The following is a 25,403-nucleotide window of genomic DNA, read 5'->3' as shown; positions in this document are numbered from 1 at the left end:
TTAATGTTTAAATATTTATAATTAGTACAACATATAAAGTGATTTTAGACACTTTTTATAATATAATATTGTCAAATCAAAATTATTAGAAAATATTTAATTTAACAAATACATATATATTGTTGAAATTTGTTGAAGTTATGTGCTATAATAAATTTGTGCCGTAAGGAAACATTAATATAATTCCCCAAGTTTTAATTAAACATATAACATATCCCCATGATTAAACCCTATTTTACCGGATTTTTAAATCCGGTAATTTTATTTTTTGAATTCTTTTTTAATTATATGGTTTACAAGTCTAAGTTAAGCTTTCATTTATGAACCCTATATAAGAACAGTCTGCCAAATATAACACTAATGTTTTGGCAGACTGTTAATACTAAAATTCCACTTTTTCTTTTAAGAAATCTTTTATCTTATCTATTTTAATTCTAAACTGTTCCATAGTATCTCTATCTCTAACTGTAACAGTATTATCATCTAACGTGTCAAAATCTACTGTTATACAATAAGGAGTTCCAGCTTCATCTTCTCTTCTATATCTTTTTCCAATACTTCCTGCCTCATCATAATCAACACTAAAATCTCGTCTAAGTTCATCATAAAGTTCTGATGCCTTATCAGATAATTTCTTAGTAAGTGGAAGTATTGCAGCCTTAAATGGAGCTATAGCTGGATGTAAATGCATAACTGTTCTCACATCTCCTCCTTCTAGTTCTTCCTCATCATATGCATCTACCAAAAACGCAAGAACAATTCTATCCGCTCCAACCGATGGTTCTATACAATATGGTATATATCTTTCATTAGTAGTTGGATCAAGATATGTCATATCTTTTCCTGAATGTTCCTGATGTTGTTTCAAATCATAATCAGTTCTATCAGCGACACCCCATAATTCTCCCCAGCCAAATGGAAACAAGTATTCAATATCCGAAGTTGCTTTACTATAATGCGATAGTTCTTCTTTTTCATGATCTCTAAATCTTATATTTTCTTTATTAATACCAAGCCCTAGTAAAAAATCCCAGGTATGCTTTTTCCAGTAATCATGCCATTCGAGATCAGTTCCCGGTTTACAGAAGAATTCTATCTCCATTTGTTCAAACTCCCTTGTTCTAAAAGTAAAATTTCCTGGAGTTATTTCATTTCTGAATGATTTTCCTATTTGAGCTATACCAAATGGTATTTTCTTTCTTGTTGTTCTTTGAACATTTTTAAAATTTACAAATATGCCCTGTGCCGTTTCAGGTCTTAAAAATGTCTCTGATTTAGAATCTTCAGTTACACCCTGAAAAGTTTTAAACATAAGATTAAATTGTCTTATATCTGTAAAATTGTGTTTCCCACAACTTGGGCAATTAATATTATTATCATCAATATACTTTTTTAGTTTTTCATTACTCCATCCATCAGCGCTAGCCTTTTCTATTCCTCTTTTTGTCATATGCTCTTCAACTAATTTATCTGCTCTAAATCTCGTTTTACACTCTTTGCAATCCATAAGGGGGTCTGAAAAATTTCCAACATGACCAGACGCAACCCACACCTCTTTATTCATCAATATGGCCGCATCTATACCAACATTATATTTACTTTCCTGAACAAATTTCTGCCACCATACCTTTTTTACATTGTTCTTTAATTCAACTCCCATAGGGCCATAATCCCAAGTATTTGCAAGTCCTCCGTATATGTCTGATCCAGGATATACAAATCCTCTATTTTTACACAAAGCTACTACTTTATCCATAGTCTTCTTACTTTTCATTACTAATACCTCCTAAAATTATATAAAAAAAAGACCCTTATCTTAAGGGACGAAAACTCTTTCCGCGGTTCCACCCTTTTTGACATGAGTCCTGCTCTCATTTATATCATTCAAAAGTTCCATTCAAAATAAGGCCTTAATTGTTCACACCAACCACAATCTCTCTTCAAAGACATTATAATTACTATTCTTTATCATCACGAAATATTTAATTATTTATATTTTAACATTAAATTTATAATTGTCAATTAAATTTATCAAAAAAATAAAAATGGCTCCGCGAAAAGGATTCGAACCTTCAACCCTTCGGTTAACAGCCGAATGCTCCACCGTTGAGCTATCGCGGAACAACTTACATATATTATTATACCATGAATTTTCAATAATGCAATATACTTTTTTACTATAATTATCATAAAACTCTATGGATTAGTGAAAACAATAAAATGGAGCAGGTCGGGAATTTTTAATTCTGCATAAATATAGCAGCCTCAAAAAAGACTGCTAATTCTGCACCGCTAGTGCATCCATGAATCAGTTGACCTGGTCTTTGACCCCACACTCGCCTGCTGGAATTTTTGCTACCCGGATTTAACCTCTCACTATTTATTCTCTCGCCTTTAGACGGCAGGACTTACTTCTAAACCGCACCATGCTCATTAAACATTTTATTTAACTTACGTGGATCGCTTCGCCTGCGACTAGCATCGACTTTCAACCACAAACCTAACTCATAAATAAGATTATACTCTACTTTTTGCAGCAGTCAATATACTAACTTTTCTGGCTCCATTTATAGTAAGCTGCTCTGCACAATAATACGCTGTAGCACCAGTAGTTATGACATCATCAATTACCAGGATATTCTTACCTTCTATATCATATCTTGCTATATATTTAAAACTATCTTTCATATTAGCCCATCTCTGTACACCACCGAGCCCTATTTGATCCTTTGTCGACTTTATTTTTTTCAAGCAGTTGATTACAGGTATGTCGATTTCATCAGAGATAATCTTCGAGATATATTTGCTTTGATTATATCCTCTGTCCTTCAGTGATGCTTTTGTCATTGGAACATAAGTTATATAATCAAACTGTATGTTATTAAGCTTTATAATATTTATCATATAACTCGCTAAAAGCCTGCCAGAATCAAAATTATTTTTATATTTCAAAGAAATAATAAGTTCCATTACCGTTTTTGAATAATATGCTGCACTGTAAACTTCATACCTCATACCATCTTTTTTTATACAAAAAGCATTTTTACATAATTTTATATCCTCTCTACACTCAGAACATATAAATCTGTCATTATATAACTCTTTATTACAAACAATACATTTTTGCTCAGATGCATATATAACTGATAATAAACATTCTTTTAAAAACTTTAAATTTTTAATAATCCCTGTTCCCATGCTATTTTATTAAAACTTCTCATTATATCTTTAGCCTTATCCATATCATATGTTTCCTCATTAGCTAAAAATATAACCTCTCCTTCTAAATTTTTTCTATTTCTATTTACGGCTGCACAAATATATACTAATTTCTTATAGTCAAACTTAGAATTATCCGAGAAATAGACTATTGCATCCGAACCTTGTATACTATAATCAAATATATCAAAATTGTCAGTTATATATACTCCTCTTTTAAATTTATTGAAATTTTCTATAACTTTACTATCATGTATTTTATGTACACATGTTATATTCCGGGTCATATTACTGCAATATTTATATATATATCTATATATCCTCTCTATATTATAATTATCAGGAATACATATTATAACCTTTCTAGAAGACATAATAGAACACTTCAAATAATCGTATATAAGGAATGGTATATCACTAGTTATGTCAATTCTCGTAAGTACAGTCCTCGGTTCAATCAATGGTTTTTCATCATCCCTTGCCGGAAAAACAATCTTGCTTCCAATATTAAACATATCCTCTATAGAGTACAATATAACTTTACTATGATGATTTGATAATTTATAAATTAAATTATATATTTCATCTTTATTATGTGATAAGAATGTACTTATACTATCATAAATTATTAAATCATAATTTTCTGAAATATTTACAGCATTATAGAAACAACATATTTTAAACAATTTATTTATAGTTTTTACATTTAAATATGATTTTAAACTCTTAATAATATTTAAATTTTCGCACTTTTCGTCAGTAATATATATAACTCTTTTATTATTAAATATATGAAATAATATAACATTTATAAATATATCAACTGAATTATAAGGCGGAGATATTACATTTAGAACTTTTCCATTTTTAGTACTCCAATCTAGTATATATTCACTAATTCTATTTTTCTGTTTGCTCAAATTCAGTTTCTGGTACATTGGCATCTAATCCACTCTCCATTATATCCATTATTCTATATTTTAATAAAGAATATCTCTCAAAACTTTTATCATTGCTTATCATGAATTTCAAAGCCCTTAAATTTCCAACTAGTACCACCATTTGTTTTGCCCTAGTTATAGCCGTATACAATAGATTTCTATTCATAAGTAAGGGAGGCCCCATAAATACAGGCATAATACCAACTGGAAATTCACTTCCCTGACTTTTGTGTATAGTCATAGCATATGCAAGTTCAAGTTCATCAAAGCATAGATTATCATATATCACTCTTTTTTCATTATCGAATATCACAGATATAGTATTTTTATCATCATCTATATCATCTATATAACCAACATCTCCATTGAATACCCCCACTCCTTCATGTTCGCCATTTCCTGATACCCTGGTCCACTTTAATGAGTAGTTATTTTTTATCTGCATAACCTTGTCACCTACTCTAAATGTAATGTCTCTAAATTCTTTTTCTTTCTTCATTTTACTTTTTGCATTAAGTATTTCCTGAAGTTTTAAATTCAAATTATTTACTCCAAGAATTCCCTTTCTCATAGGGGACAGTACTTGAATATGTTTCATTTTATCCCATGTCTTATTAAAATTGGGAAGCCTTTTATCCACAAGTTGTATCAATGTATTTAATATGTTCTCCGGTTCACTGCATCTTATAAAATAAAAGTCCTTATCTTTTTTATTTAGTAAAGGCATCTCTCCATTATTAATCTTATGTGCATTCACAACTATTAAGCTTTCACGTGACTGTCTAAATATTTCTTTAAGTCTTACAATTTTTACACATTTACTTTCTATTAAATCTCTAAGAACATTACCCGGTCCAACTGATGGAAGCTGATCTGCGTCTCCAACTATTATTAATCTTGTGCCTATTGAAATTGCCTTCAGAAGATTGCTCATAAGTATTATATCTATCATTGAAGCTTCATCTATTATTAAAACATCACATTCTAAAGGTGTTCCTTCACCACGCGAATATAATGCATCGTCTTGATTTTCATTTATTCCCATCTCAAGTAATCTATGAATTGTCTTAGCTTCTCTTCCTGTCGCTTCACTCATCCTTTTCGCAGCTCTTCCAGTTGGAGCAGCCATAAATACTTTATAATTAATTTCTTCAAATATCTGAGCTATCGCATTTATAATGGTTGTTTTTCCCGTGCCTGGTCCACCTGTAATTATCTCTACTCCATTTTTAAAAGCACCATTTATAGCTTCTTTTTGAGAACTTGCAAATTCAACGCCATGATCTCTCTCAAACTTTTCTATTTCAACATTTACATCAATCTTGATATCCTCATATTTAGTCAATACTAAAGAAAGTATTTTTCTCGTAACATTCATTTCACAATAATAATATGGAAGAGTGAATGCACATATTCTCCCATTAGCATCTTCCAATTTTATCTTTCCATTTGCTGAATTCTCGTAGATATTTTCCTCAATTTCTTTTCTCGATACCCCCAAAAATTCTATAGACTTATTGACAAGTTGATCAAAGGGCATATAAGTATTACCCAATCCGCAAAAATTATTAATTATATAATTTACACCACTTTGTATTCTAAAAGGAGAATTTAATTGTATCCCGGTACTTCTTGCTATTTTATCAGCTGTTTTAAATCCTATCCCTGGTATCTTTTCAGTTAAAATATATGGATTTCCCTTGACTATTCGTATAGAATCATTTCCAAATTGTTTGTGTATTTTGACACACTGATTGACCTTGATCCCATAATTTTGGAAAAAAATTATAAGATTTCTAATTTCATTTTGTTTAGAATAGGAATTGCATATTAATTGTATTTTCTTCTCTCCTATCCCTTCTATTTCGCGAAGTTTTCCTATATCACTATCCAAAACTTCTAAAGTGTTTTCTCCGAACTTTTCAACAATCTTTCTTGCCGTTACCGGGCCTATACCTGATATAACCCCAGATGAAAGATATCTTTCAATACCAAGTTTAGAATCCGGGACAATTTGTTCACATGTCTCAACTTTAAACTGCCTTCCAAAGTGCGGATGAGTAATCCATTCTCCATTTAGTTTTAAACTCTCACCCTCTGTAATATATGGTATATATCCAACTATTGTGATACATCGACATTTAACTTTTTCTTTAAATTTTGCAACTACATATCCATCTTTGTTACTTTGAAAAAGTATGCTGTCAATATTACCTTGTAACTCCTGCATACAATCTCTCCTAAATGTATTATTTATTTATCAATAATTATATCATTAAATTATGTAAATATAATATATATTATTAAAGGATTTAGCCTAATAGATTTTCTATCAGACTAAATCCTCTTCAAACTCAAAAATTATATTAGATATATCTTCTTATCTGGGCAACTTTATCTAACTTTTCCCAAGGTAAATCTATATCAGTTCTTCCAAAATGACCATAAGCAGCAACTTGTTTATATATAGGTCTTCTCAAATTTAATTCTTTTATTATAGCTGCAGGTCTCAAATCAAATACCTTTTCAACTATATCAACAATTTTATCTTCTGGTATTTTTGATGTACCAAATGTATCAACAGTTATGGAAACTGGCTGTGCAACTCCTATTGCATATGCAAGCTGTATTTCCAGCTTATCAGCAACTCCGGCAGCAACCAAGTTTTTAGCTACCCATCTAGCTGCATAAGCAGCTGATCTATCGACTTTAGTTGGATCCTTTCCTGAAAAAGCACCACCGCCGTGTCTTCCATATCCACCATAAGTATCAACTATTATCTTTCTACCTGTAAGTCCTGAATCACCCTGCGGACCCCCAACTACAAATCTTCCAGTTGGATTTATAAAATACTTAGTATTGCAATCTAAAAATTCAGGTGATATAACAGGCTTTATAACTTTCTCTATAATATCTTTTTCTATCTGATCATGTGAAACATCAGGATCATGTTGAGCTGATACAACTATTGTATCTATTCTAACAGGCTTATCATCATCATATTCAACAGTAACCTGTGTTTTTCCATCTGGTCGCAAATAATTTAAAATACCATTTTTTCTAACTTCAGCTAACTTTCTTGAAAGCTTATGAGCCAAAGAAATGGGCATTGGCATATATTCTGGAGTCTCATTTGTTGCAAACCCAAACATCATTCCCTGATCTCCAGCTCCTATAGCCTCTATTTTATCCATTTTACCCTTTTTAGCTTCCAATGATTCATCAACGCCAAGTGCTATATCTGATGACTGTTCATCAATCGATGTTATTACAGAGCATGTTGAACAGTCAAATCCAAATTTTGCCCTAGTGTATCCTATCTCTTTTACAGTTTTTCTTACAACCTTTGGAATATCTATATAACAATCAGTTGATATTTCCCCCATTACTAAAATCATCCCCGTAGTTGTCGCTGTTTCACAAGCAACTCTACCATTAGGGTCCTTTTCCAATATAGCATCGAGAATAGCATCTGAAATTTGATCACACATTTTATCTGGATGTCCTTCTGTAACTGATTCAGATGTAAATAGTCTTTTCATTTTAAATCATCCCTCCAATTTCATAGAAAATAAAAAACCTCTTCAATAAGAAGAGGTTAAATTACTTAACAACTCTCTTATCTTGCAGATTTATAATACTGCAGGAATTGGCACCTTAGCCTATACGCTGGTTGCCGGGTTTCATCGGGCCATTTCCCTCCGCCTCTCTTGATAAGAGTTAAATATTTAATGATTATACAAAAATAAAACACATTTAGTGTCTTTATGGTGGAGGAAGATGGATTCGAACCATCGAAGTCGAATGACAACAGATTTACAGTCTGCCCCCTTTGGCCGCTCGGGAATTCCTCCATAATTAACAATACAATATCTTTTTGTACTATTCTTTAATAAAAACAATAGTGGTGGGCACAACAGGGCTCGAACCTGTGACCCTCTGCTTGTAAGGCAGATGCTCTCCCAGCTGAGCTATGCGCCCTAGTTCTATGGTGGAGGAAGATGGATTCGAACCATCGAAGTCGAATGACAACAGATTTACAGTCTGCCCCCTTTGGCCGCTCGGGAATTCCTCCACATATGGTGCTGGCAGAAGGCTTCGAACCCTCGACCTACTGATTACAAGTCAGTTGCTCTACCAACTGAGCTATGCCAGCATATAAACCATTTAAACTATTCAATTTCACTAACGTCAACAACAAACAGTATACTCTGTTGTGATTTCAAATTCAACTGTGTATTGTCCTATTTATTTGATAATATATTATAATTTCTCTACCTTACGTTAATTTACTCTATATTGCATATATGTACCTCAAATTACATATTTAATTTTTCATATATATTCTTAATTTCCTCATAATCGCTATCAGATAATCTTTGTTTTAATAATTTTACAGCTTCTATATTATCACTAATTTTACTACTATTAATCAATTTCCTGGCTTTCTCATAGTCAATTGCTGATAATTTATCGGATATTGCAAGCAATTTTTCTTTGTCAATATTAGTTAATTTCTGTTGTACCTTTGAATGTGAAATAGACTTACTGCTCTCATTATTATTTGATAACTGATTTGCTGAAAGGTCACTTACATCTGACAAATTTGCTATATTGATATTCTTAGTATTCTCTTTAAAAAACTCCTTCTTATCACTTTCAAGTTTTTGTCCTAATTCATCCAATTTACCTTTTTTAAAATCATCACCCATTTTTAAAAAAGATGTATCCGTAAAGAGGTATGAATATTTTTGCATTTTATTACCTTCATCATCTTTCTGTTTGTGATGATTATAATAAAATACTTTAATTCTATTACTTATAAAATTATTATTGATATCTATCTTTGGTGTATGTCTTATTATAAACACAGATATTATAGTACACAAAATTATAATCAATGATAATATCTTTTTATTCATATTAATCCCTCCGTGTCATTTACACATTATCGTCATATAAATATTTTTTATTCAATATTTATAATATTTAAACTGTTAAAATCATATAAATAAGTGATGAATTATCTATCAGGAGGTATGTTTGTGAATGAAGTGAGATCTAGTTACAAAAATCCATTATGTTATTACAAAATAGCCGACTTTCTAAAAGATTATATAAACAAAAATTCAATAATAGTATGTGTTGGAACTGATAAATGTATAGGCGACTGCTTAGGTCCACTAGTCGGCACATTATTAAAATTTAGTTCTTTCCCTTTACCTGTATATGGTACCATTGAAAAACCTATACATGCTCTAAACATTCAAAAAAAGCTTAGTAAAATCAAATCCCTTCATCCCTACAATAACATAATAGGTATTGATGCATGCCTTGGTGATGAATCAAGCATGGGAGAAATTCAAGCTCGTGATTATCCTATTCATCCCGGAAAAGGCATAGGAAAAACTCTACCAGAAATTGGAGACGCATCAATTATAGGAATAGTTGGTTCTAATTACAATACTAAAATATTCAACAATAATACTATACGCCTAAACTTAGTTCTAAATATAGCTAAAGAGATATATCATTCTGTTATACACTCATACTATCTTTACGATAATACTAAATCCTCATTATAAAAAAAGTAAAATTCTTATATAAGAATTTTACTTTTCTTTTAATCTATTAGAGTTATATCGTCACCTATAAATGTAACTTCCATCTTATCTAAATATTCCAGCACCTTCCCAGTTCCCAAAGCCACACAAGATACGGCTTCTTCTGCCACTTGTACTGGTACTTTAGTTGAATCTTCTATCAGAGTGTCCAAACCACTTAGCAAAGCTCCTCCTCCTGTCATAACTATTCCCTTTTCAGCTATATCCGCTGCAAGTTCTGGAGGAGTTCTTTCTAACACAGCGTGAGCAGTTTCTGATATTGCATTAACTGCATCTTTTAGAGCCTCTCTCATTTCATCAGACGACACAACAACATTTTTGGGAAGACCTGTAACCAAGTTTCTTCCTCTTATTTCCATAGTCACTTCTTCTTTTTTAAAGGCAGAACCTATGTTTATTTTAAGATCCTCTGCAGTTCTCTCTCCAATCATTAATTTGTGCTTTTTCTTTATAAATTTGATGATAGCTTCATCAAATTTATCCCCAGCAATCTTTATAGATGATCTAACAACTATACCACCCAAAGAAATAACCGCTATATCTGTAGTTCCTCCTCCAATATCTATAACCATATTTCCACTTGGTTTAGTTATATCTAGTCCAGCTCCAATAGCTGCTGCCAATGGTTCTTCAATTAAAAACACTTTCTTAGCTCCTGCATTTTTGGCTGCATCAATTACAGCTCTCTTTTCAACCTCTGTAGCTTCGCAAGGTACACAAACAACAATTCTTGGTGAAGACATTTTTTTAGTTCCACAAGCTTTCGAAATAAAATATTTTAACATCTTTTCTGTTACATCATAATCAGATATAACACCATCTTTTAAAGGACGAATTGCAACAATATTTCCAGGAGTCCTTCCTATCATATTCCATGCTTCTTCTCCGACAGCCAATACTCTGTTTTTACTTCTTTCTATAGCAACTACTGAAGGTTCCTTTAAAATTACTCCTCTTCCTTTAATATAAACTAACACTGTAGCCGTACCCAAATCTATGCCCATATCTGTTCCTATACTAAAAAACATTCCCTTTTTTCACTCCCACTCTAAAACGATATTTTATGTTAATAAAAAAGTTGTCTAATTTTATTATAATTCACTAAATATAATTATAATAGGAATGTTTTTAACCTTCAATAGCCTTATATTTCATTTTTGTTGCTTTTCCACCCCTTATATGCCTTTCAGCTTTATTATAATCTAAAATTGACTTAGCTTCCTTTGCAATTTGAGGATTTATTTTGGGCAATCTTTCTGTCATATCTTTGTGTATAGTACTTTTACTTACTCCAAAAACTTTGGCTGTCTTTCTTATTGTAGCTTTTGAACCTATGATATACTTAGCAACTTCTAAAACTCTTTCTTCAATGTAATCTTTCAAAAGTGCTACCTCCTTAACCTTCTATATTTATAAATATGCTCTTTTAAATTCTTAAATTCATCTTTAAACCCCATTTTATATTCATTTACATATTTTAAATGAATTTTACGGGATTTAACTTTAGTTCATAGAAATCATACTATGAACTAAAGTTAAAATATAAAATCTCCATTAATACTTAATATATTTACCTGGATCAACAAAATTATTTCCATTTAAAACTGCAAAATGCAGATGATCTCCATATTTCTCATAGGCTGATCTAAGAGTAGTTTTTCCTACCGAACCTATAACTGTGCCTGCTGTTACAGTTTGACCTTTAGAAACCTTAACTTTAGGATCTAAATTTGAATAAACAGTCTTTAATCCATTTTGGTGATCTATTATAACCTCTACTCCATCTTGTGTAGAAGTATTAACTTCTTCTACCTTACCATTCATAGCAGCCATAACAGGTGTACCCAGATCACATTTTAAGTCATATCCTAAATTAGGCCTATAACTTGCTGTAGAATCCCAATACACAGGATCTCCCGAATATCCCCTTGCCAATGTTCCGTTTACAGGTTTTTCAAATGAAGTTCTAACAGTCTTAGATACACTTTGTGAATTACTTTTTGATGATTTACTCTGGCTTTGCGAATTAGCAGACTTTTTAACCTGAAGAGCATTATCATAACCCATTGAAGATTTTTCTTGTGATTTAGCCGTCTTCTTTGATAAATTGTTATTTTGGGCTACATTACTTTGCTGGACAGATGAAGTGTTTGAATGTTTACTATCTTTTACAGTTACAGCAGCTACTACAGCAACTATGCACAAACAAACAAATAATATTACGTAAAAGCCCTCCTTTTTCAAGAAATTTACTACCTTATTTGGAAAATTTTTATTCATACTAACACCTCCTATTTCTAGTTTGTCCAGAGATTACTAATTAATACATATTTTATATATATTTTTAATACTTTTTTTGCGATATTTTTTGACAAAAAAATAAAGCCTATGGCTTTATTTTCTGTATAGTATTTATATTTACCCCTGTATAATAATGAGTTAGTATCTGTTTATAACTTTTACCAATCGCAGCCATGACATTTGCTCCAGATTGACTCATACCAACATCATGTCCATATCCTGTACAAATTATTTTTACATACCTATCTTCAAATTGTATTACAAAATTAGCTGAATTTAATCCAAGTGCACTCCTAAATTGACTCCCTTTGAGTATTATACTTCCTACATTTATGTCCTTTACATAACCACTTTCATCCCTATTTTTTATAAATACAGAATTCTTAACATTATTTACAGATAATTTTGATCTACTATGTGATCTATTTATTTTATTTACAAAATCATAATAACTTAATATTACACTAGTTCTATATTTATAAGAATTTTGTTCTCCCAAACTACTGACACTTTTTAGATATGGTACATCTTTCGAAAACACATCCTTTGCATCTTCTGTCTTTCCACTACTAGATGAAAAATAATAAGGTTCCATAACTAATTCACCTTTATATGTCAGTATTTCTCCTTTTGTATCTTTTACTGCATCACTTATCTTATTCCAGTATTCTTCCCTTTTACTTTGTGGCCATGACTTGAATCTGTCATCTTTAGTCATAAATACTTGACACTTAACACTATCACAAACATCTGCACCTGTATTGCTATTATATTTTTGACCTCCTAAGCTCTCCATATGTGCTGCTCCAAAGGTCCTTGCAGCTACTGCCTGTGCTTTTAATGCCTCAACATTGAAATTAGCCGGTACCTCTGCACAAACAACTCCAGTAACATACTCTTCTAAATCCATAGCTTGAATCTTCTTCTGCTTCTCCATATATACATTTATTTTGTATGACTGATTATTATTAAATATTATATCCTTTGACTTAATAAAAAAATCAGGTACAGATTTTGCAATATCAGTACTCGCGGAACTAAAATCTAATATAATGAATGATCCAACCAAGGTTAATATCACACATGCAACTATCATCATCAATATTCTTTTTATATGTATAGTTCCATAAACTTTTATCATATTCACCTCCATCATCTTATACTTTGCTTTTATAGAAAATCTACTTATATTTTATTTGTGTATCTACTCAAATATTACTAAATAAAAAAAGAGAAGACCACATTATTAATCTTCTCCAATATTTAATATGAACACAATTATATACTAACTTACTGTTTTACTCTTTCTATATCTGCACCCAGCTTTTTTAATTTTTCTTCTATAGAGACATAACCTCTATCAACATGATATATATCTAAGACTTGAGTTTCTCCTTCAGCTGATAATCCCTCAATTATAAGTGCTGCACCTGCCCTTAAATCTGTTGCTCTTACCTCTGCTCCTGTAAGTTTGGGTACACCTTCTATAATGGCACTTCTGCCATCTATTTTTATATTGGCTCCCATTCTTTTCATTTCAGACGCATACATAAACCTATTTTCAAATATAGTCTCAGTGATTATACTTGTGCCTTCAACTGTAGATAATACTGCAGCCATTTGAGATTGCATATCCGTAGGGAAACCCGGGTATGGCATAGTTTTTATATCTATAGCTTTCAACTTTCTATCAGCATCTATAATCAAACTTTCTCCATCAACTTTTATATACACTCCCGCTTCTGCAAGTTTAGCTATTATTGGTTTTAAATGTTCTTCTTTTATCCCATTTATCTTTATCTTACTTCTGGTTGCTATTGCCGCAGCCATAAATGTTCCTGCCTCAATTCTATCGTATATTGGCTTATAGGTTGTTCCTTTTAAATTTCTTACACCATATATATGAATATTGCCACTGCCTGCTCCTGTTATATTAGCTCCCATACTATTTAAGAAATTACCTAAATCCTCTATTTCAGGTTCTTCAGCTGCATTTTCTATTATTGTCTCCCCTTCTGCCATAACAGCTGCCATCATTATATTTTCAGTAGCACCAACAGATGGAAAATCCAGGTATACCTTATCACCTTTAAGTCTATCAGCATAAGCCTCTACATATCCATGACCTATATTAACTTTTACTCCAAGTGCATTGAACCCCTTCAAGTGTAAATCTATTGGTCTAGTTCCTATATTGCATCCACCTGGAAGTGATAATTTAAATCCTCCGAATCTTGATATCATAGGGCCCATAATCAAAAAAGATGCCCTCATTTTTCTAACTAATTCGCCATTTGGCTCACATCTGTTTATATTTGAGGTATCAATGGTTACCCTTTGAAGTTTTTCATCTATTTTTACATCAGCATTTATACTTCTTAATAAATCATTTATAACAAATACATCATCCAACATAGGGGCATTATCTATAATACACTTATCTCCACTTAACAATGTTGCTGCAATAAGTGGTAAAACGGAGTTTTTGGCACTACTTATATTTACTTCTCCTCGTAATCTTTTTCCTCCCCTTATCAAAATTTTATCCATTTTTATCCTCCATTCTACAATTGCTAATACGTCTTAATTATTTCGGGTGTAGCAATAATCATATAACTTCCTGAATAATATCTGCATACGCTGTAATTAAAATCTATCAATTTATTATTAATTTTAGTTACATTATTACATAAACCGGTATAAGCAGTTGACGTATAACCATTTCCTAAATCTACTGTATCTACATCATAAATATTATAAGATCTTAACAATTTTAGCACCTGCGAATTACATTTACCGATAGTTTCATAATCTGCAAGTCTAGCTTTTATACACTCAAAATACTTTACACTTTCTTCTTCATCTTTTAAGCTATCTTTAATTCGTGTCTTTAGATCATCAAGTTTATTCCTATTTACCAGTTCATCAATATCTATGGTTATAATATTATATTTTCCATATTTTATACTTTGTATGTAGCCATTCTCATTTTTTTTATTAAATTCTATACGGTACATTTCTCTATTTTGGGTTATGTTAATACTATAATCTTTCTTCTGACTTAATGTTTTAAAAATAGTCTGGCACATACTTTCACCATTTGAACTTGTTTCAAAACTTGCTGTAACATCACACTCCTGAACCGTACTCTTAGTAGATTTTAAAATTTCATCGAATAAAATATTACTATTGGAGATTTTACTTTTACTGCAAAATCCATCAAATAAAAATACTAAAAAGATTGATAGAATTATAATTATAAATGATTTACCCTTTTTCCACATAACTAACAACTCTATTGGTACTTAATATAGAGTCACCTCACCCCCAAACATCCTTTGTTTAAATTATGACCATATATATTTTTAATATTCAGTATAAGAATTCACTATTTGGGTAGTAATATTTTTTAATTTTTAATTTCCTCACTAATAATATATAACTTATAAACATAAAATGTGCCTTTAAGAAATATATGAATAAATAAAAGTGACATGAAACAATTAATTTCATGTCACTTTTATTTATTCATATTATTTTAGACTAATTCTTGCCAATGCTCTTGACAAGGCCAACTCTGCTCTTCTTACATCAACATTATCTTTCTCTTTTAACCTATTCTCAGCTCTCTCCTTGGCTTCCTCAGCTCTATTAAAATCTATTTCATCGGGCCATTCGCAGGAATCGCATAAAAAATTTACCGAGTTATCCTTCACCTCTAATATACCTGTCGAAGTGAATGCTTTAATTTTTTTACCATCCTTATCAACGATTTCCGTAATATTAGGCACTAGAGTTGTTACCAAAGGTATATGATTTTTTAAAATTCCTATACGTCCCTGACTACTATCAGTTAGTATTTCAACTACTTCTCCAGTATAAAAATTCTTTTCCGGAGTATTTATAGTTAATTTTAAAGCATCCGCCATATTAATCCCCTTCTTACAAAATTAAATTATATCACTTAACTCAAAAAGTATAATAATTTATTCTCTATATTATAAAGTTAGACAAATACATGTCTAACTCCATAATTGATTAGCTAAATCTATTCCATAGTTTTAGCTTTTTCTACAACCTCATCTATACTTCCGGCAAATAAGAATGCAGGTTCAGGTAAATCATCATATTTACCATCAAGTATTTCCTTGAAACCTCTTATAGTTTCTTTTATTGGAACATATTTACCTTTCATTCCTGTAAATTGTTCTGCAACAGCAAATGGCTGTGATAAAAATCTTTGAATTCTCCTAGCTCTTACAACCGCTAATCTATCAGATTCTGAAAGTTCATCTACACCAAGTATTGCTATTATATCTTGAAGCTCTCTGTACCTTTCAAGTATATTCTTAACTCTTGAAGCTACTTCATAGTGTTCTTCACCTACAACTCTTGGATCCAATATTCTTGAAGTTGATTCTAGCGGATCAACTGCAGGATATATACCAAGTTCTGATATAGATCTTGATAAAACAGTTGTAGCATCAAGATGTGTAAATGTAGTTGCTGGAGCAGGATCTGTGAAGTCATCTGCAGGTACATATACAGCCTGAACAGATGTAATTGATCCTTGCTTTGTTGAAGTAATTCTCTCTTGAAGAGCACCCATTTCAGTTGCAAGTGTCGGCTGATATCCAACAGCACTAGGAATTCTTCCAAGTAATGCTGAAATTTCAGAACCAGCTTGAGTAAATCTGAATATATTATCTATAAACAAAAGAACATCCTGACCTTGATCTCTAAAATATTCAGCCATTGTAAGTCCTGTAAGTGCAACCCTCATTCTAGCTCCAGGTGGCTCATTCATTTGCCCAAATACCAGGGCAGTTTTATCTATAACACCTGATTCCTTCATTTCATAGTAAAGGTCATTTCCTTCTCTTGTTCTTTCTCCAACACCTGTGAATACGGAAAGACCTCCATGTTCAGTAGCTATATTATTTATAAGTTCTTGAATGAGAACTGTTTTGCCAACACCTGCGCCACCAAATAATCCAATCTTACCACCTTTTTGATACGGAGCTATAAGATCTATAACCTTTATCCCTGTTTCAAACATCTGTGGTTCAACAGATTGTTCTTCAAATGTTGGTGCATTTCTATGAATTGGATATTTTATATCTGCCTCTACACTGCCAGCCTCATCAATTGGCTGACCTAAAAGATTGAATAACCTTCCTAAAACTGGTTTGCCAACTGGAACAGTTATTGGCGCTCCCGTATCAACAGCATTTACTCCTCTTTCAAGGCCATCTGTCCCTTCCATTGATATAGTTCTTACTATATCATCACCAATATGCTGTTCTACTTCAGCAATAAGTTTTTTACCATCATTCATGTCTATTTCTAAGGCATTGTATATATTAGGAAGGTTTTCTGTATCAAATTTTATATCTATTACAGGTCCTATAACCTGAACAACTTTGCCTATATTTGGCATTAATGTCCCTCCTTACTTTAGAGCCTCTGCTCCACTAACTATTTCAGTTATCTCTTGAGTTATTGCACCTTGTCTCTCTCTATTATATTTAAGATTCAATTTATCCAACAAATCATTTGAATTCTTTGTAGCTCCGTCCATAGCTGACATTCTGGAACCTTGTTCACTAACTTTCGAATTAAACATAAAATTTAATATTTGTTGTTTTAAGTGCATAACTATTACATCTTCTATCATTTGGTTAATAGAAGGCTCAAACTTTACAAAGTGATTAGGAGATTCCTCATCCTTATTTTCCAAAGGAAGTATTTTCTCAACTGTAATGTCCTGTTTTACAGTTGAATGAAACTTTGTATATATAATATATACCTCTCCAACTTCACCTTTCCTATACATATCTAATATTTTATATGTTATTGTACTAGATTCCTTTAAAGTAGGAATATCTGGTATATCTACATACTCTGATATAGTTTCACACTTCATCCTGTTGAAATACATTCTTCCCTTTTGTCCAACCGAAATAAGAAGATTGTTCTCTTTATCCTCTAAAATAATAGGGGCAGCTGTGTTAACTATATTAGCATTAAACCCGCCACAAAGTCCTGAATCAGAATTTAATGTGATATAAAGCTTCTTTTTGCTTCCATTACCGTGAACATAAATATTACGATCTTCAATATTTTTTACAAGATCATTCACTATATGGTTAAAAGCATCATAATATTTCTGATTTACCTCTAGTTTTTTTCTGACTTTTCTGAGTTTAGAGGTGGCAATAAGTCCCATGGCTTTTGTTATTTTTTGAGTACTAGATATGGACCTTATTCTTCTCTTTATTGCAACAAGTCCTCCTCCGGCCATATTTCACCTCCCGCAGAAGCCTTAAGCTTAAGCCTCTGCTAAAAATATTTTTTTGAATTCACTTATTACATTTACGAGTTTTTTAGTCAACTCATCCGATAAAACCTTTTTTTCAATTATTTCATCTGGTATGTCTTTATGATGAGTATCAACATATTCTAAGAATTCTTCTTCGAACTCCTTAATTCTCTCTACAGGTACATCATTAAGATAATTATTTACACCAGCAAACAATATTATTACTTGTTTTTCAACAGACATTGGTGAATATTGTTTTTGTTTCAATATTTCTGTAAGCCTTTTACCTTTTTCAAGCCTTCTTAATGATTCTTTATCAAGATCTGATCCAAATTGTGAAAATGAAGCAAGTTCTCTATATTGAGCAAGATCAAGTCTTAATGTTCCTGAAACTTGCTTCATAGCTTTAATTTGCGCATTACCACCAACTCTGGATACAGATATACCAGCATTAACTGCAGGTCTTTGACCGGCATTAAATAACTCAGATTCAAGGAATATTTGACCATCTGTTATTGAAATAACATTTGTTGGAATATATGCAGTTACATCTCCTGCAAGAGTTTCTATTATAGGAAGGGCTGTAAGTGATCCTCCACCTAATTCATCTGAAAGTTTTGCTGCTCTTTCAAGAAGTCTTGAATGCAAGTAAAAAACATCTCCAGGATAAGCTTCTCTTCCTGGTGGTCTACGGAGTAATAATGACATTGTTCTATAAGCAACAGCATGCTTAGACAAATCATCATATATAATAAGTACATCTTTTCCTTTATGCATAAAATATTCGCCCATAGTACATCCAGAATATGGGGCTATATATTGAAGTGGTGCTGTCTCGGATGCAGAAGATGACACAACTATCGTATAATCCATAGCACCAGCTTCTGTAAGATTATTTACTATGTTTGCTACAGTAGATTGTTTTTGAGCTATAGCAACATATATACAAATTACATCTTTTCCCTTCTGGTTAATAATAGTATCTATAGCTATGGCCGTTTTACCCGTCTGTCTATCTCCTATTATTAATTCTCTTTGCCCTCTTCCAATTGGTATCATCGAATCTATTGACTTTAAACCTGTCTGTAATGGCTGTTTAACTGACTGTCTTTCAATAACACCAGGAGCCTTTATCTCAACTGGTCTTGTTTCATCAGCTTTAATTGGTCCCTTGCCATCTATAGGCTCTCCAAGTGAGTTTACAACTCTACCTATAATTTCATCTCCTACTGGAACTTCAACAACTTTTCCAGTTCTTTTAACTATATCGCCTTCTTTTATGCCCTCTTCTGAACCTAATATAACGCAACCTACATTATCTTGTTCGAGATTTAGAGCCATACCAAAAACATCATTTGGGAACTCTAAAAGTTCTCCAGCCATACAGTTATTTAAACCATAAACTCTGGCTATACCATCGCCAATTTCTATTATTGTACCTGAATCAACAGTTTCTATTTTCTTCTCATATTTTTGTATTTCTTCTTTTATGATTGAAGTTATTTCTTCAGGTTTTATGTTCATAGGCTCACCTCTATCCTCATTTAAGCATTAATTTTTTCATTTCCTGAATTTTTGATTTTACTGTTCCATCTATTACTTCATTATCTACTTGAACATAAACTCCACCAATTATACCCTCATCAATTTCTTCTCTCAAAATAATTTTCTTAGAATATTTTCGTTGAAGTTTATCCTTTAATAAATTTCTTTCATCTTCTAATAATGGAACAACGGTTTTAACCTTAGCTACTACAGTATTATTTCTTTCAAGATTAATCTTCTTGAATTCAAGAAGCTTACCATCAAGCTCTGAAATCCTTCCTTTTTCTATTAAAAGTAATAAGAACGATAATACATCATTACTTACTTTACCTTTAAAAGCTGCCTCAAATAATTTCTTTTTATTTGAAGTACTTACTTGAGGGTGTTTCATAAGTTTTGAAAAATCTTCATTTGCATGTATAGCAGCTACTACATCTTCTAGTTCTTGCAAATATTCATTAACCTGTCCTTTTTCCTCCGCTACCTTATAAAGTGCAAGAGCGTATCTTCTATCTAAATATTCATGCATAGTTAGATACCTACCTTAGCTATAAAATCTTTAATAAGCTTCCTGTGCTGATCATTATCTATTGATTCTTCTAATGCTTTTGAAGAAACCAACACAGCAAGATCTACGACTTGACCTTTTATTTCGGCTTCTGCTTTCTCTTTCTCTCTTTTAGCTTCTGTTTTAGCTCGGGATATAATAAGTTGAGCCTCGCGTTCAGCATCTTTTATTATGTCATCAGAAGTTTTCTGCGCTTTATTTCTATATTCTGCTACTATACCCTTGCCTTCTTTTTTTGAATCTTTAAGTAATTCCTGATGCTGTGCTAACAACTGTTGAGATTTCTTTTCATTATCATCAGCATTTTTGATTTTCGAGGTAATTTCTTCAGTTCTATTATCTAAAACATTATTAACAGGTTTAAAGAAAAAATGCGCCAGGATAAGATACAATATACCGAAATTTATTATAGTTATAATAATCGTTCCTAAATCGATTTTCATCTAACTTTTAATCCTCCCCTCTAAAAATATGTAAACCGATGAGGGCATACTGACTGATTCAAATCAAACTTTAAATACCAAAATAAGACCTATAAGTAAACTATAGATAGCTGTTACCTCTGATAAAGCTGCACTTACAAAGAATGTACTTAATATTTTACCACTTGCCTCTGGTTGTCTTGAAACTCCTTCAACTGCCTTACCAGCAGCAGTACCAACTCCAATACCTCCACCTAAGCATCCAATAGCAGCTAAACCTGCACCTATTGCTGCCATACCTTTTATAAATGATTGTGCATCCAAATTCATAATAAAAAATCCTCCTTAAATAAAATAATATTAAAATTCATTTTCTGCTACTACTTTTATATTCATCATTGTTAACATAACGAATACTATCATTTGTATTGAGCCATCAAATAAATCAAAGAAAGCATGTAAAGGAATTGGTATTATAAATTGGCTAAACCAAGCCATACCTGCCAATCCTTTATATACCATGGAGATAATTACAGCTCCAGCAACCATATTTCCAAAAAGTCGGAGACTCAATGATACAGGAAGAACTATCCTCTCTATAATGTTGAGTGGTAATAATGGTATAGCGGGCTGAGCATACTTTAACAAATAGCCTCTAACTCCACCTTTTTTTATTGCATTAGTCTGAATTAGTACAAAACTTATAATAGCCAATCCTGCTGCTACACTTAAATCTTCTGTTGGTGCTGCTATTCCAAATGATGCCGGAACAATATTCATGACAATAATGTATACTCCTAAAGTTCCGATATAGGGAATATAATTTACATATTCTTCTCCCATATTTCCCTTAACAAAATTATTTAGAAATCCAACAAGAATTTCAACACCGCTTTGTTTTTTATTAGGTATTTTTTTCATATTAGCAGTAAAAAACTTCGCTAATATCAATAAAGCAATAATTATAATCCATTGGACAATAATACTGGAGGTTATACCTATTTTTAATCCTCCAATAGCTATTGTAAACAATGGCTCGAAAGTTTCCACTTCATCACATCCTTTTATAGATTATTATGACTATTTTTAAAGCTTGTGTATATATATAATCCCACAATGTGGGAAGTATATCCAAATAGGTATGCTGCCAAATTATATTTATTGTACTCAAATATAAGATACCCTATTCCAGCTGCTAATACAACTCTCAAAATAAAATTTGCAGTATAAAAAATTGCAGAAATATGTTGTAATTTTGTTGTAACAAAATCACTTAACACACAATTTATAAAGAAATTAAGTATTGCTATAATCATTCCAACAAGCACAAAGAGACCATATCTTTTAAATATTATCTGTACAATAACTGTTAGTATAATTCCTATTATAATATTAATTGTAGCAACGCCCTTTACCATACTCAAAATATCCTTGTTCAAAGTCATTTCCTCCGAAAAGAAGTTTTTTTATCTTATCTATAAAAATGGTTGATAATAATTATATATCTTTAAAATATAATCTAAAAGTTTAATTTTTTGTTAAAATACCTACCTTTTTTTATTTTAACCGCTTTATTATAATATATTATATCAAATGCTTAACAAAACTATAAATTTTATATAAATATTATATTTTTCAGAATTTATGATCAAACAAGTATATTATAGCAAGTTTTTTCTGATTTTCATATACTTTACAAAAACGTTTTCTTTTATTTTATATTTCATATTTCTTGTATTTTCTACTCAATACTACCTAATTTAACTTAAAAGTATCATTCAATTTTTTTTATTATATTCTAATTAAATCACATACAAAAACAAAGCAGACACTAAAATATAAATATGTGTCTACTTTGTTTTATCATTTGTTATTATGCTGTAATATGTTAAGCCTATAAACGCTCAACTATTGTGGCAGCACCCATTCCACCACCTATGCAAAGAGTTGCGAGTCCTCTCTTGCAATTTCTCTTTTCCATTTCATAAAGTAATGTTACCAATATTCTTGCTCCTGATGCTCCTACTGGATGACCAAGTGATATTGCTCCTCCATTTACATTAACTTTACTCATATCAAGTTTTAAATCTCTTGAAACTGCCAAACTTTGAGATGCAAATGCTTCATTTAATTCTATCAATTCCATGTCGTCTATTGTTAAATCTGTTTTAGCAAGTGCATTTTTAGTTGCATAATATGGACCATATCCCATTATCTTTGGATCTAATCCTGCTGTTCCATATGATACTATTTTAGCAAGTGGTTTAACACCTAATTCTTTCGCTTTGTCAGCACTCATAACAACCAATGCTGCTGCTGAATCATTTATACCTGATGAGTTTCCAGCTGTAACCGTTCCATCTTTTTTAAATGATGGTTTTAATTTTGCAAGTGCTTCTAATGTTGAACCAAATCTAGGGAATTCATCTGTATCAAATACAATATCTCCCTTTCTATTCTTTATTGTTACTGGAACTATTTCATCCTTAAATCTTCCTGCTTCTATGGCTGCTTGAGATTTCTTCTGAGATTCCAGGGCGAACTTGTCCTGATCTTCTCTAGTTATATGCCATTGTTCTGCTATATTCTCTGCAGTCACTCCCATATGATAATTGTTAATTGCATCGAATAATCCATCAGCTAACATATGGTCATATATCTTGGATTCGCCCATTCTATAACCCCATCTAGCTCCTGTAAGTATATATGGTGCTCTTGACATATTTTCCATTCCACCTACTACAAATACATCTCCGTCACCTGCTTTTATTTCTTGGGCTGCCAATATAACTGTTCTCATTCCTGATCCACATAATTTATTAAGAGTGAAAGCTGGTACTGTATCTGGTACTCCTGCTCTTAATGAAGCTATTCTAGTTGGATTTTGTCCTTCTCCTGCTTGAAGCACATTTCCCATCATTACCTCGTCGACATCACCTGGTTTAATTCCAGCTCTTTTTATAGCTTCTTTTATTACTATTGATCCAAGCTCTGTTGTTGGTGTATTTTTTAAAGTTCCTCCAAATTTGCCTATTGCTGTTCTAACAGCACTTACTATAACTACATCTTTCATAAAAAAATCCTCCTAAAAATAAAATTTTTTTACATGATAAAGTAATATATAATTAATCGATAAATATTGTTAATTAAAAGTAAAATCTTTAATTGGTAACCTTTTCTCTACTACTTAATTATACTTGATAATTAAATTTTTATCAATGTTTTTGTTAAAAATAAGACAAACTTTTTTAAAAAATTAAAAAATATAAACTAGAAGCATTGCCTCTAGTTAAATTCTTTAAATTCTCCATGCTCAATATTAAAATATTGTAATATAGCTTTTACGATTCTAGATGAAGCCTTGCCATCTCCATATGGATTTATTGCTCTACTCATTTTTTGATATTCATCCTTATCTCTTATGAGTTCATTTGCACATTCAACTATTTTATTAAAATCTGTTCCTACAAGTTTTACAGTCCCGGCTTTTACCGCTTCCGGTCTTTCCGTAACATTTCTAAGTACCAATACAGGTTTACCAAGATGTGGGGCCTCCTCCTGGAGTCCACCAGAATCAGTCATAATCATATAGCACTTATTCATTAAATTATGAGTTTCCTTTGTATCAAGTGGTTCAAGTAAGTGAACCCTATCTACATTACCAAGTATACTATAAACAGTATCCCTCACAACAGGATTTAAATGAACCAAATATACTAATTCCGTATCCTTATTTTCTTCTATAATACTTTTAAGTGCCTTACAGATATTTTTAATACCATCTCCCCAATTCTCACGTCTATGCGCTGTTACCATTATAACTTTTCTTCTATCAAATTTAATATTATTTAACTCTTTATTGTTAAATGTGTAATTATTATCTACCGTAAATTCCATAGCATCTATTACTGTATTCCCTGTTATATATATATTATTTTCATTTACACCTTCCCTTAAAAGATTTTGCTTTGATCCCAAAGTCGGCGCAAAGTGCATATCTGCTATAGCTCCCGTAAGTTTTCTGTTCATCTCCTCTGGAAATGGAAAATATTTATCATATGTTCTAAGTCCAGCTTCAACATGACCAACTCTAATTTTTTGATAAAAGGCAGCCAGTGCTCCTGCAAACGTTGTTGTTGTATCGCCATGAACTAAAACCAGATCAGGTTTTTCACTTTTGAATATTTCCTCTAGTCCAATCAGTACTCTGCTTGTTATTCCCGTAAGACTCTGTTTATCCTTCATTACATTTAGATCAAAGTCAGGTTCTATATCAAATAAATTAAGTACCTGATCCAACATCTGTCTATGCTGTGCAGTTACACATATTTTACTTTCTATACATGGTTTTTTTCTCATTTTTTTTACTAGTGGAGCCATCTTTATAGCCTCAGGTCTGGTTCCGAATATTGTTATTATTTTAATTCTATCCATACAATTACCTCCATCTTATACATAAAT

24 protein-coding genes, 5 tRNA genes and 1 riboswitch are annotated in these 25,403 nt (G+C 31.6%); of the genes, 1 reads left to right on the top strand and 28 read right to left on the bottom strand.

The window, feature by feature from the left end; genetic code table 11:
* Positions 1-382: 382 nt before the first annotated feature.
* The 11 genes from D4Z93_RS01050 to D4Z93_RS01000 form a co-directional block, all read right to left on the bottom strand.
* The gene (locus tag D4Z93_RS01050) at positions 383-1,774 is read right to left on the bottom strand and encodes a glycine--tRNA ligase (protein WP_119969928.1); all 1,392 of its coding nucleotides are present in this window, start codon (positions 1,772-1,774) and stop codon (positions 383-385) included.
* A 272-nt stretch (positions 1,775-2,046) separates the two neighbouring features.
* Positions 2,047-2,121: transfer RNA gene (locus D4Z93_RS01045), tRNA-Asn, on the bottom strand.
* A gap of 396 nt (positions 2,122-2,517) precedes the next feature.
* Positions 2,518-3,198, bottom strand: a complete 681-nt coding sequence (locus D4Z93_RS01040) for a ComF family protein (protein WP_119969927.1) — start codon at positions 3,196-3,198, stop codon at positions 2,518-2,520.
* A complete protein-coding gene (locus D4Z93_RS01035) occupies positions 3,171-4,163 on the bottom strand; it encodes a hypothetical protein (RefSeq protein ID WP_119969926.1) in 993 nt (330 codons plus the stop codon). Before D4Z93_RS01035 ends, D4Z93_RS01040 begins: the two co-directional genes overlap by 28 nt.
* Positions 4,120-6,390 (bottom strand): SF1B family DNA helicase RecD2, encoded by a 2,271-nt coding sequence (recD2, locus tag D4Z93_RS01030; protein ID WP_119969925.1) that lies wholly within the window; start codon positions 6,388-6,390, stop codon positions 4,120-4,122. The genes D4Z93_RS01035 and recD2 overlap by 44 nt, the downstream gene beginning before the upstream one ends.
* Positions 6,391-6,526: 136 nt before the next feature.
* A complete protein-coding gene (gene metK / locus D4Z93_RS01025) occupies positions 6,527-7,702 on the bottom strand; it encodes a methionine adenosyltransferase (protein WP_119969924.1) in 1,176 nt (391 codons plus the stop codon).
* A 74-nt stretch (positions 7,703-7,776) separates the two neighbouring features.
* Positions 7,777-7,880: riboswitch (SAM riboswitch) on the bottom strand.
* 48 nt (positions 7,881-7,928) lie between these two features.
* Positions 7,929-8,014 (bottom strand) — tRNA-Tyr (locus D4Z93_RS01020).
* A 51-nt stretch (positions 8,015-8,065) separates the two neighbouring features.
* Positions 8,066-8,141, bottom strand: a tRNA-Val gene (locus tag D4Z93_RS01015).
* A gap of 8 nt (positions 8,142-8,149) precedes the next feature.
* Positions 8,150-8,235, bottom strand: a tRNA-Tyr gene (locus tag D4Z93_RS01010).
* Between the two features lie 5 nt (positions 8,236-8,240).
* Positions 8,241-8,316: transfer RNA gene (locus tag D4Z93_RS01005), tRNA-Thr, on the bottom strand.
* 163 nt (positions 8,317-8,479) lie between these two features.
* On the bottom strand, positions 8,480-9,082 hold the full coding sequence (locus D4Z93_RS01000; RefSeq protein ID WP_119969923.1) for a hypothetical protein: 603 nt from the start codon (positions 9,080-9,082) through the stop codon (positions 8,480-8,482).
* A 123-nt stretch (positions 9,083-9,205) separates the two neighbouring features.
* Here D4Z93_RS01000 and yyaC point away from each other — a divergent pair, with 123 nt between their 5' ends.
* The gene (gene yyaC, locus D4Z93_RS00995; RefSeq protein WP_119969922.1) at positions 9,206-9,745 is read left to right on the top strand and encodes a spore protease YyaC; all 540 of its coding nucleotides are present in this window, start codon (positions 9,206-9,208) and stop codon (positions 9,743-9,745) included.
* A gap of 38 nt (positions 9,746-9,783) precedes the next feature.
* Here the strand turns inward: yyaC and mreB are convergent, their stop codons facing one another.
* From mreB to wecB, 17 genes are all read right to left on the bottom strand, one after another.
* Positions 9,784-10,812, bottom strand: a complete 1,029-nt coding sequence (mreB, locus tag D4Z93_RS00990) for a rod shape-determining protein (protein ID WP_119969921.1) — start codon at positions 10,810-10,812, stop codon at positions 9,784-9,786.
* Positions 10,813-10,912: 100 nt separating this feature from the next.
* Positions 10,913-11,167, bottom strand: a complete 255-nt coding sequence (spoIIID, locus tag D4Z93_RS00985) for a sporulation transcriptional regulator SpoIIID (protein WP_119969920.1) — start codon at positions 11,165-11,167, stop codon at positions 10,913-10,915.
* A 171-nt stretch (positions 11,168-11,338) separates the two neighbouring features.
* Positions 11,339-12,064 (bottom strand): M23 family metallopeptidase, encoded by a 726-nt coding sequence (locus D4Z93_RS00980; protein WP_119969919.1) that lies wholly within the window; start codon positions 12,062-12,064, stop codon positions 11,339-11,341.
* A 106-nt stretch (positions 12,065-12,170) separates the two neighbouring features.
* Positions 12,171-13,226 (bottom strand): stage II sporulation protein D, encoded by a 1,056-nt coding sequence (gene spoIID, locus D4Z93_RS00975; protein ID WP_243105966.1) that lies wholly within the window; start codon positions 13,224-13,226, stop codon positions 12,171-12,173.
* Between the two features lie 149 nt (positions 13,227-13,375).
* On the bottom strand, positions 13,376-14,635 hold the full coding sequence (murA, locus tag D4Z93_RS00970; protein ID WP_119969918.1) for a UDP-N-acetylglucosamine 1-carboxyvinyltransferase: 1,260 nt from the start codon (positions 14,633-14,635) through the stop codon (positions 13,376-13,378).
* Between the two features lie 23 nt (positions 14,636-14,658).
* Complete coding sequence (locus tag D4Z93_RS00965) at positions 14,659-15,369, bottom strand: YwmB family TATA-box binding protein (RefSeq protein WP_119969917.1); 711 nt, start codon at positions 15,367-15,369, stop codon at positions 14,659-14,661.
* A gap of 249 nt (positions 15,370-15,618) precedes the next feature.
* Positions 15,619-16,014 (bottom strand): F0F1 ATP synthase subunit epsilon, encoded by a 396-nt coding sequence (locus tag D4Z93_RS00960; protein WP_119969916.1) that lies wholly within the window; start codon positions 16,012-16,014, stop codon positions 15,619-15,621.
* 119 nt (positions 16,015-16,133) lie between these two features.
* Positions 16,134-17,525: a F0F1 ATP synthase subunit beta gene (gene atpD, locus D4Z93_RS00955; protein WP_119969915.1), complete on the bottom strand. Its 1,392-nt coding sequence runs from the start codon at positions 17,523-17,525 to the stop codon at positions 16,134-16,136.
* A gap of 12 nt (positions 17,526-17,537) precedes the next feature.
* Positions 17,538-18,389 carry an ATP synthase F1 subunit gamma gene (gene atpG, locus D4Z93_RS00950; protein WP_119969914.1) on the bottom strand — a complete coding sequence of 284 codons (852 nt, stop codon included), beginning with the start codon at positions 18,387-18,389 and terminating at the stop codon, positions 17,538-17,540.
* A 27-nt stretch (positions 18,390-18,416) separates the two neighbouring features.
* Positions 18,417-19,931 carry a F0F1 ATP synthase subunit alpha gene (gene atpA, locus D4Z93_RS00945; RefSeq protein ID WP_119969913.1) on the bottom strand — a complete coding sequence of 505 codons (1,515 nt, stop codon included), beginning with the start codon at positions 19,929-19,931 and terminating at the stop codon, positions 18,417-18,419.
* A 16-nt stretch (positions 19,932-19,947) separates the two neighbouring features.
* Positions 19,948-20,481 carry a F0F1 ATP synthase subunit delta gene (locus D4Z93_RS00940; protein ID WP_119969912.1) on the bottom strand — a complete coding sequence of 178 codons (534 nt, stop codon included), beginning with the start codon at positions 20,479-20,481 and terminating at the stop codon, positions 19,948-19,950.
* A 2-nt stretch (positions 20,482-20,483) separates the two neighbouring features.
* Positions 20,484-20,963 carry a F0F1 ATP synthase subunit B gene (locus tag D4Z93_RS00935; RefSeq protein ID WP_119969911.1) on the bottom strand — a complete coding sequence of 160 codons (480 nt, stop codon included), beginning with the start codon at positions 20,961-20,963 and terminating at the stop codon, positions 20,484-20,486.
* Between the two features lie 63 nt (positions 20,964-21,026).
* Positions 21,027-21,272, bottom strand: coding sequence for an ATP synthase F0 subunit C (gene atpE, locus D4Z93_RS00930; RefSeq protein ID WP_119969910.1), 246 nt, complete (start codon positions 21,270-21,272; stop codon positions 21,027-21,029).
* A 30-nt stretch (positions 21,273-21,302) separates the two neighbouring features.
* Positions 21,303-21,992 carry a F0F1 ATP synthase subunit A gene (locus D4Z93_RS00925; protein ID WP_119969909.1) on the bottom strand — a complete coding sequence of 230 codons (690 nt, stop codon included), beginning with the start codon at positions 21,990-21,992 and terminating at the stop codon, positions 21,303-21,305.
* 14 nt (positions 21,993-22,006) lie between these two features.
* A complete protein-coding gene (locus D4Z93_RS00920) occupies positions 22,007-22,381 on the bottom strand; it encodes an ATP synthase subunit I (RefSeq protein WP_119969908.1) in 375 nt (124 codons plus the stop codon).
* Between the two features lie 455 nt (positions 22,382-22,836).
* Positions 22,837-24,015, bottom strand: coding sequence for an acetyl-CoA C-acetyltransferase (locus D4Z93_RS00915; protein ID WP_119969907.1), 1,179 nt, complete (start codon positions 24,013-24,015; stop codon positions 22,837-22,839).
* 212 nt (positions 24,016-24,227) lie between these two features.
* Positions 24,228-25,376 (bottom strand): non-hydrolyzing UDP-N-acetylglucosamine 2-epimerase, encoded by a 1,149-nt coding sequence (gene wecB / locus D4Z93_RS00910; RefSeq protein WP_119969906.1) that lies wholly within the window; start codon positions 25,374-25,376, stop codon positions 24,228-24,230.
* Positions 25,377-25,403: the final 27 nt, after the last annotated feature.

Origin of the sequence: Clostridium fermenticellae, assembly GCF_003600355.1 — a bacterium.
GTDB classification, from domain to species: Bacteria; Bacillota; Clostridia; order Clostridiales; family Clostridiaceae; genus Clostridium_AV; species Clostridium_AV fermenticellae.
This window is presented reverse-complemented; position numbering and strand designations above follow the sequence as displayed.

Coding starts and splice junctions, on each gene's coding strand:
- D4Z93_RS01050 (WP_119969928.1), bottom strand. CDS start 1,774: ATGAAAAGTAAGAAGACTATGGATAAAGTAGTAGCTTTGTGTAAAAAT.
- D4Z93_RS01040 (WP_119969927.1), bottom strand. CDS start 3,198: ATGGGAACAGGGATTATTAAAAATTTAAAGTTTTTAAAAGAATGTTTA.
- D4Z93_RS01035 (WP_119969926.1), bottom strand. CDS start 4,163: ATGCCAATGTACCAGAAACTGAATTTGAGCAAACAGAAAAATAGAATT.
- recD2 (WP_119969925.1), bottom strand. CDS start 6,390: ATGCAGGAGTTACAAGGTAATATTGACAGCATACTTTTTCAAAGTAAC.
- metK (WP_119969924.1), bottom strand. CDS start 7,702: ATGAAAAGACTATTTACATCTGAATCAGTTACAGAAGGACATCCAGAT.
- D4Z93_RS01000 (WP_119969923.1), bottom strand. CDS start 9,082: ATGAATAAAAAGATATTATCATTGATTATAATTTTGTGTACTATAATA.
- mreB (WP_119969921.1), bottom strand. CDS start 10,812: ATGTTTTTTAGTATAGGAACAGATATGGGCATAGATTTGGGTACGGCT.
- D4Z93_RS00980 (WP_119969919.1), bottom strand. CDS start 12,064: ATGAATAAAAATTTTCCAAATAAGGTAGTAAATTTCTTGAAAAAGGAG.
- spoIID (WP_243105966.1), bottom strand. CDS start 13,226: ATGATAAAAGTTTATGGAACTATACATATAAAAAGAATATTGATGATG.
- murA (WP_119969918.1), bottom strand. CDS start 14,635: ATGGATAAAATTTTGATAAGGGGAGGAAAAAGATTACGAGGAGAAGTA.
- D4Z93_RS00965 (WP_119969917.1), bottom strand. CDS start 15,369: ATGTGGAAAAAGGGTAAATCATTTATAATTATAATTCTATCAATCTTT.
- D4Z93_RS00960 (WP_119969916.1), bottom strand. CDS start 16,014: ATGGCGGATGCTTTAAAATTAACTATAAATACTCCGGAAAAGAATTTT.
- atpD (WP_119969915.1), bottom strand. CDS start 17,525: ATGCCAAATATAGGCAAAGTTGTTCAGGTTATAGGACCTGTAATAGAT.
- atpG (WP_119969914.1), bottom strand. CDS start 18,389: ATGGCCGGAGGAGGACTTGTTGCAATAAAGAGAAGAATAAGGTCCATA.
- atpA (WP_119969913.1), bottom strand. CDS start 19,931: ATGAACATAAAACCTGAAGAAATAACTTCAATCATAAAAGAAGAAATA.
- D4Z93_RS00940 (WP_119969912.1), bottom strand. CDS start 20,481: ATGCATGAATATTTAGATAGAAGATACGCTCTTGCACTTTATAAGGTA.
- D4Z93_RS00935 (WP_119969911.1), bottom strand. CDS start 20,963: ATGAAAATCGATTTAGGAACGATTATTATAACTATAATAAATTTCGGT.
- atpE (WP_119969910.1), bottom strand. CDS start 21,272: ATGAATTTGGATGCACAATCATTTATAAAAGGTATGGCAGCAATAGGT.
- D4Z93_RS00915 (WP_119969907.1), bottom strand. CDS start 24,015: ATGAAAGATGTAGTTATAGTAAGTGCTGTTAGAACAGCAATAGGCAAA.
- wecB (WP_119969906.1), bottom strand. CDS start 25,376: ATGGATAGAATTAAAATAATAACAATATTCGGAACCAGACCTGAGGCT.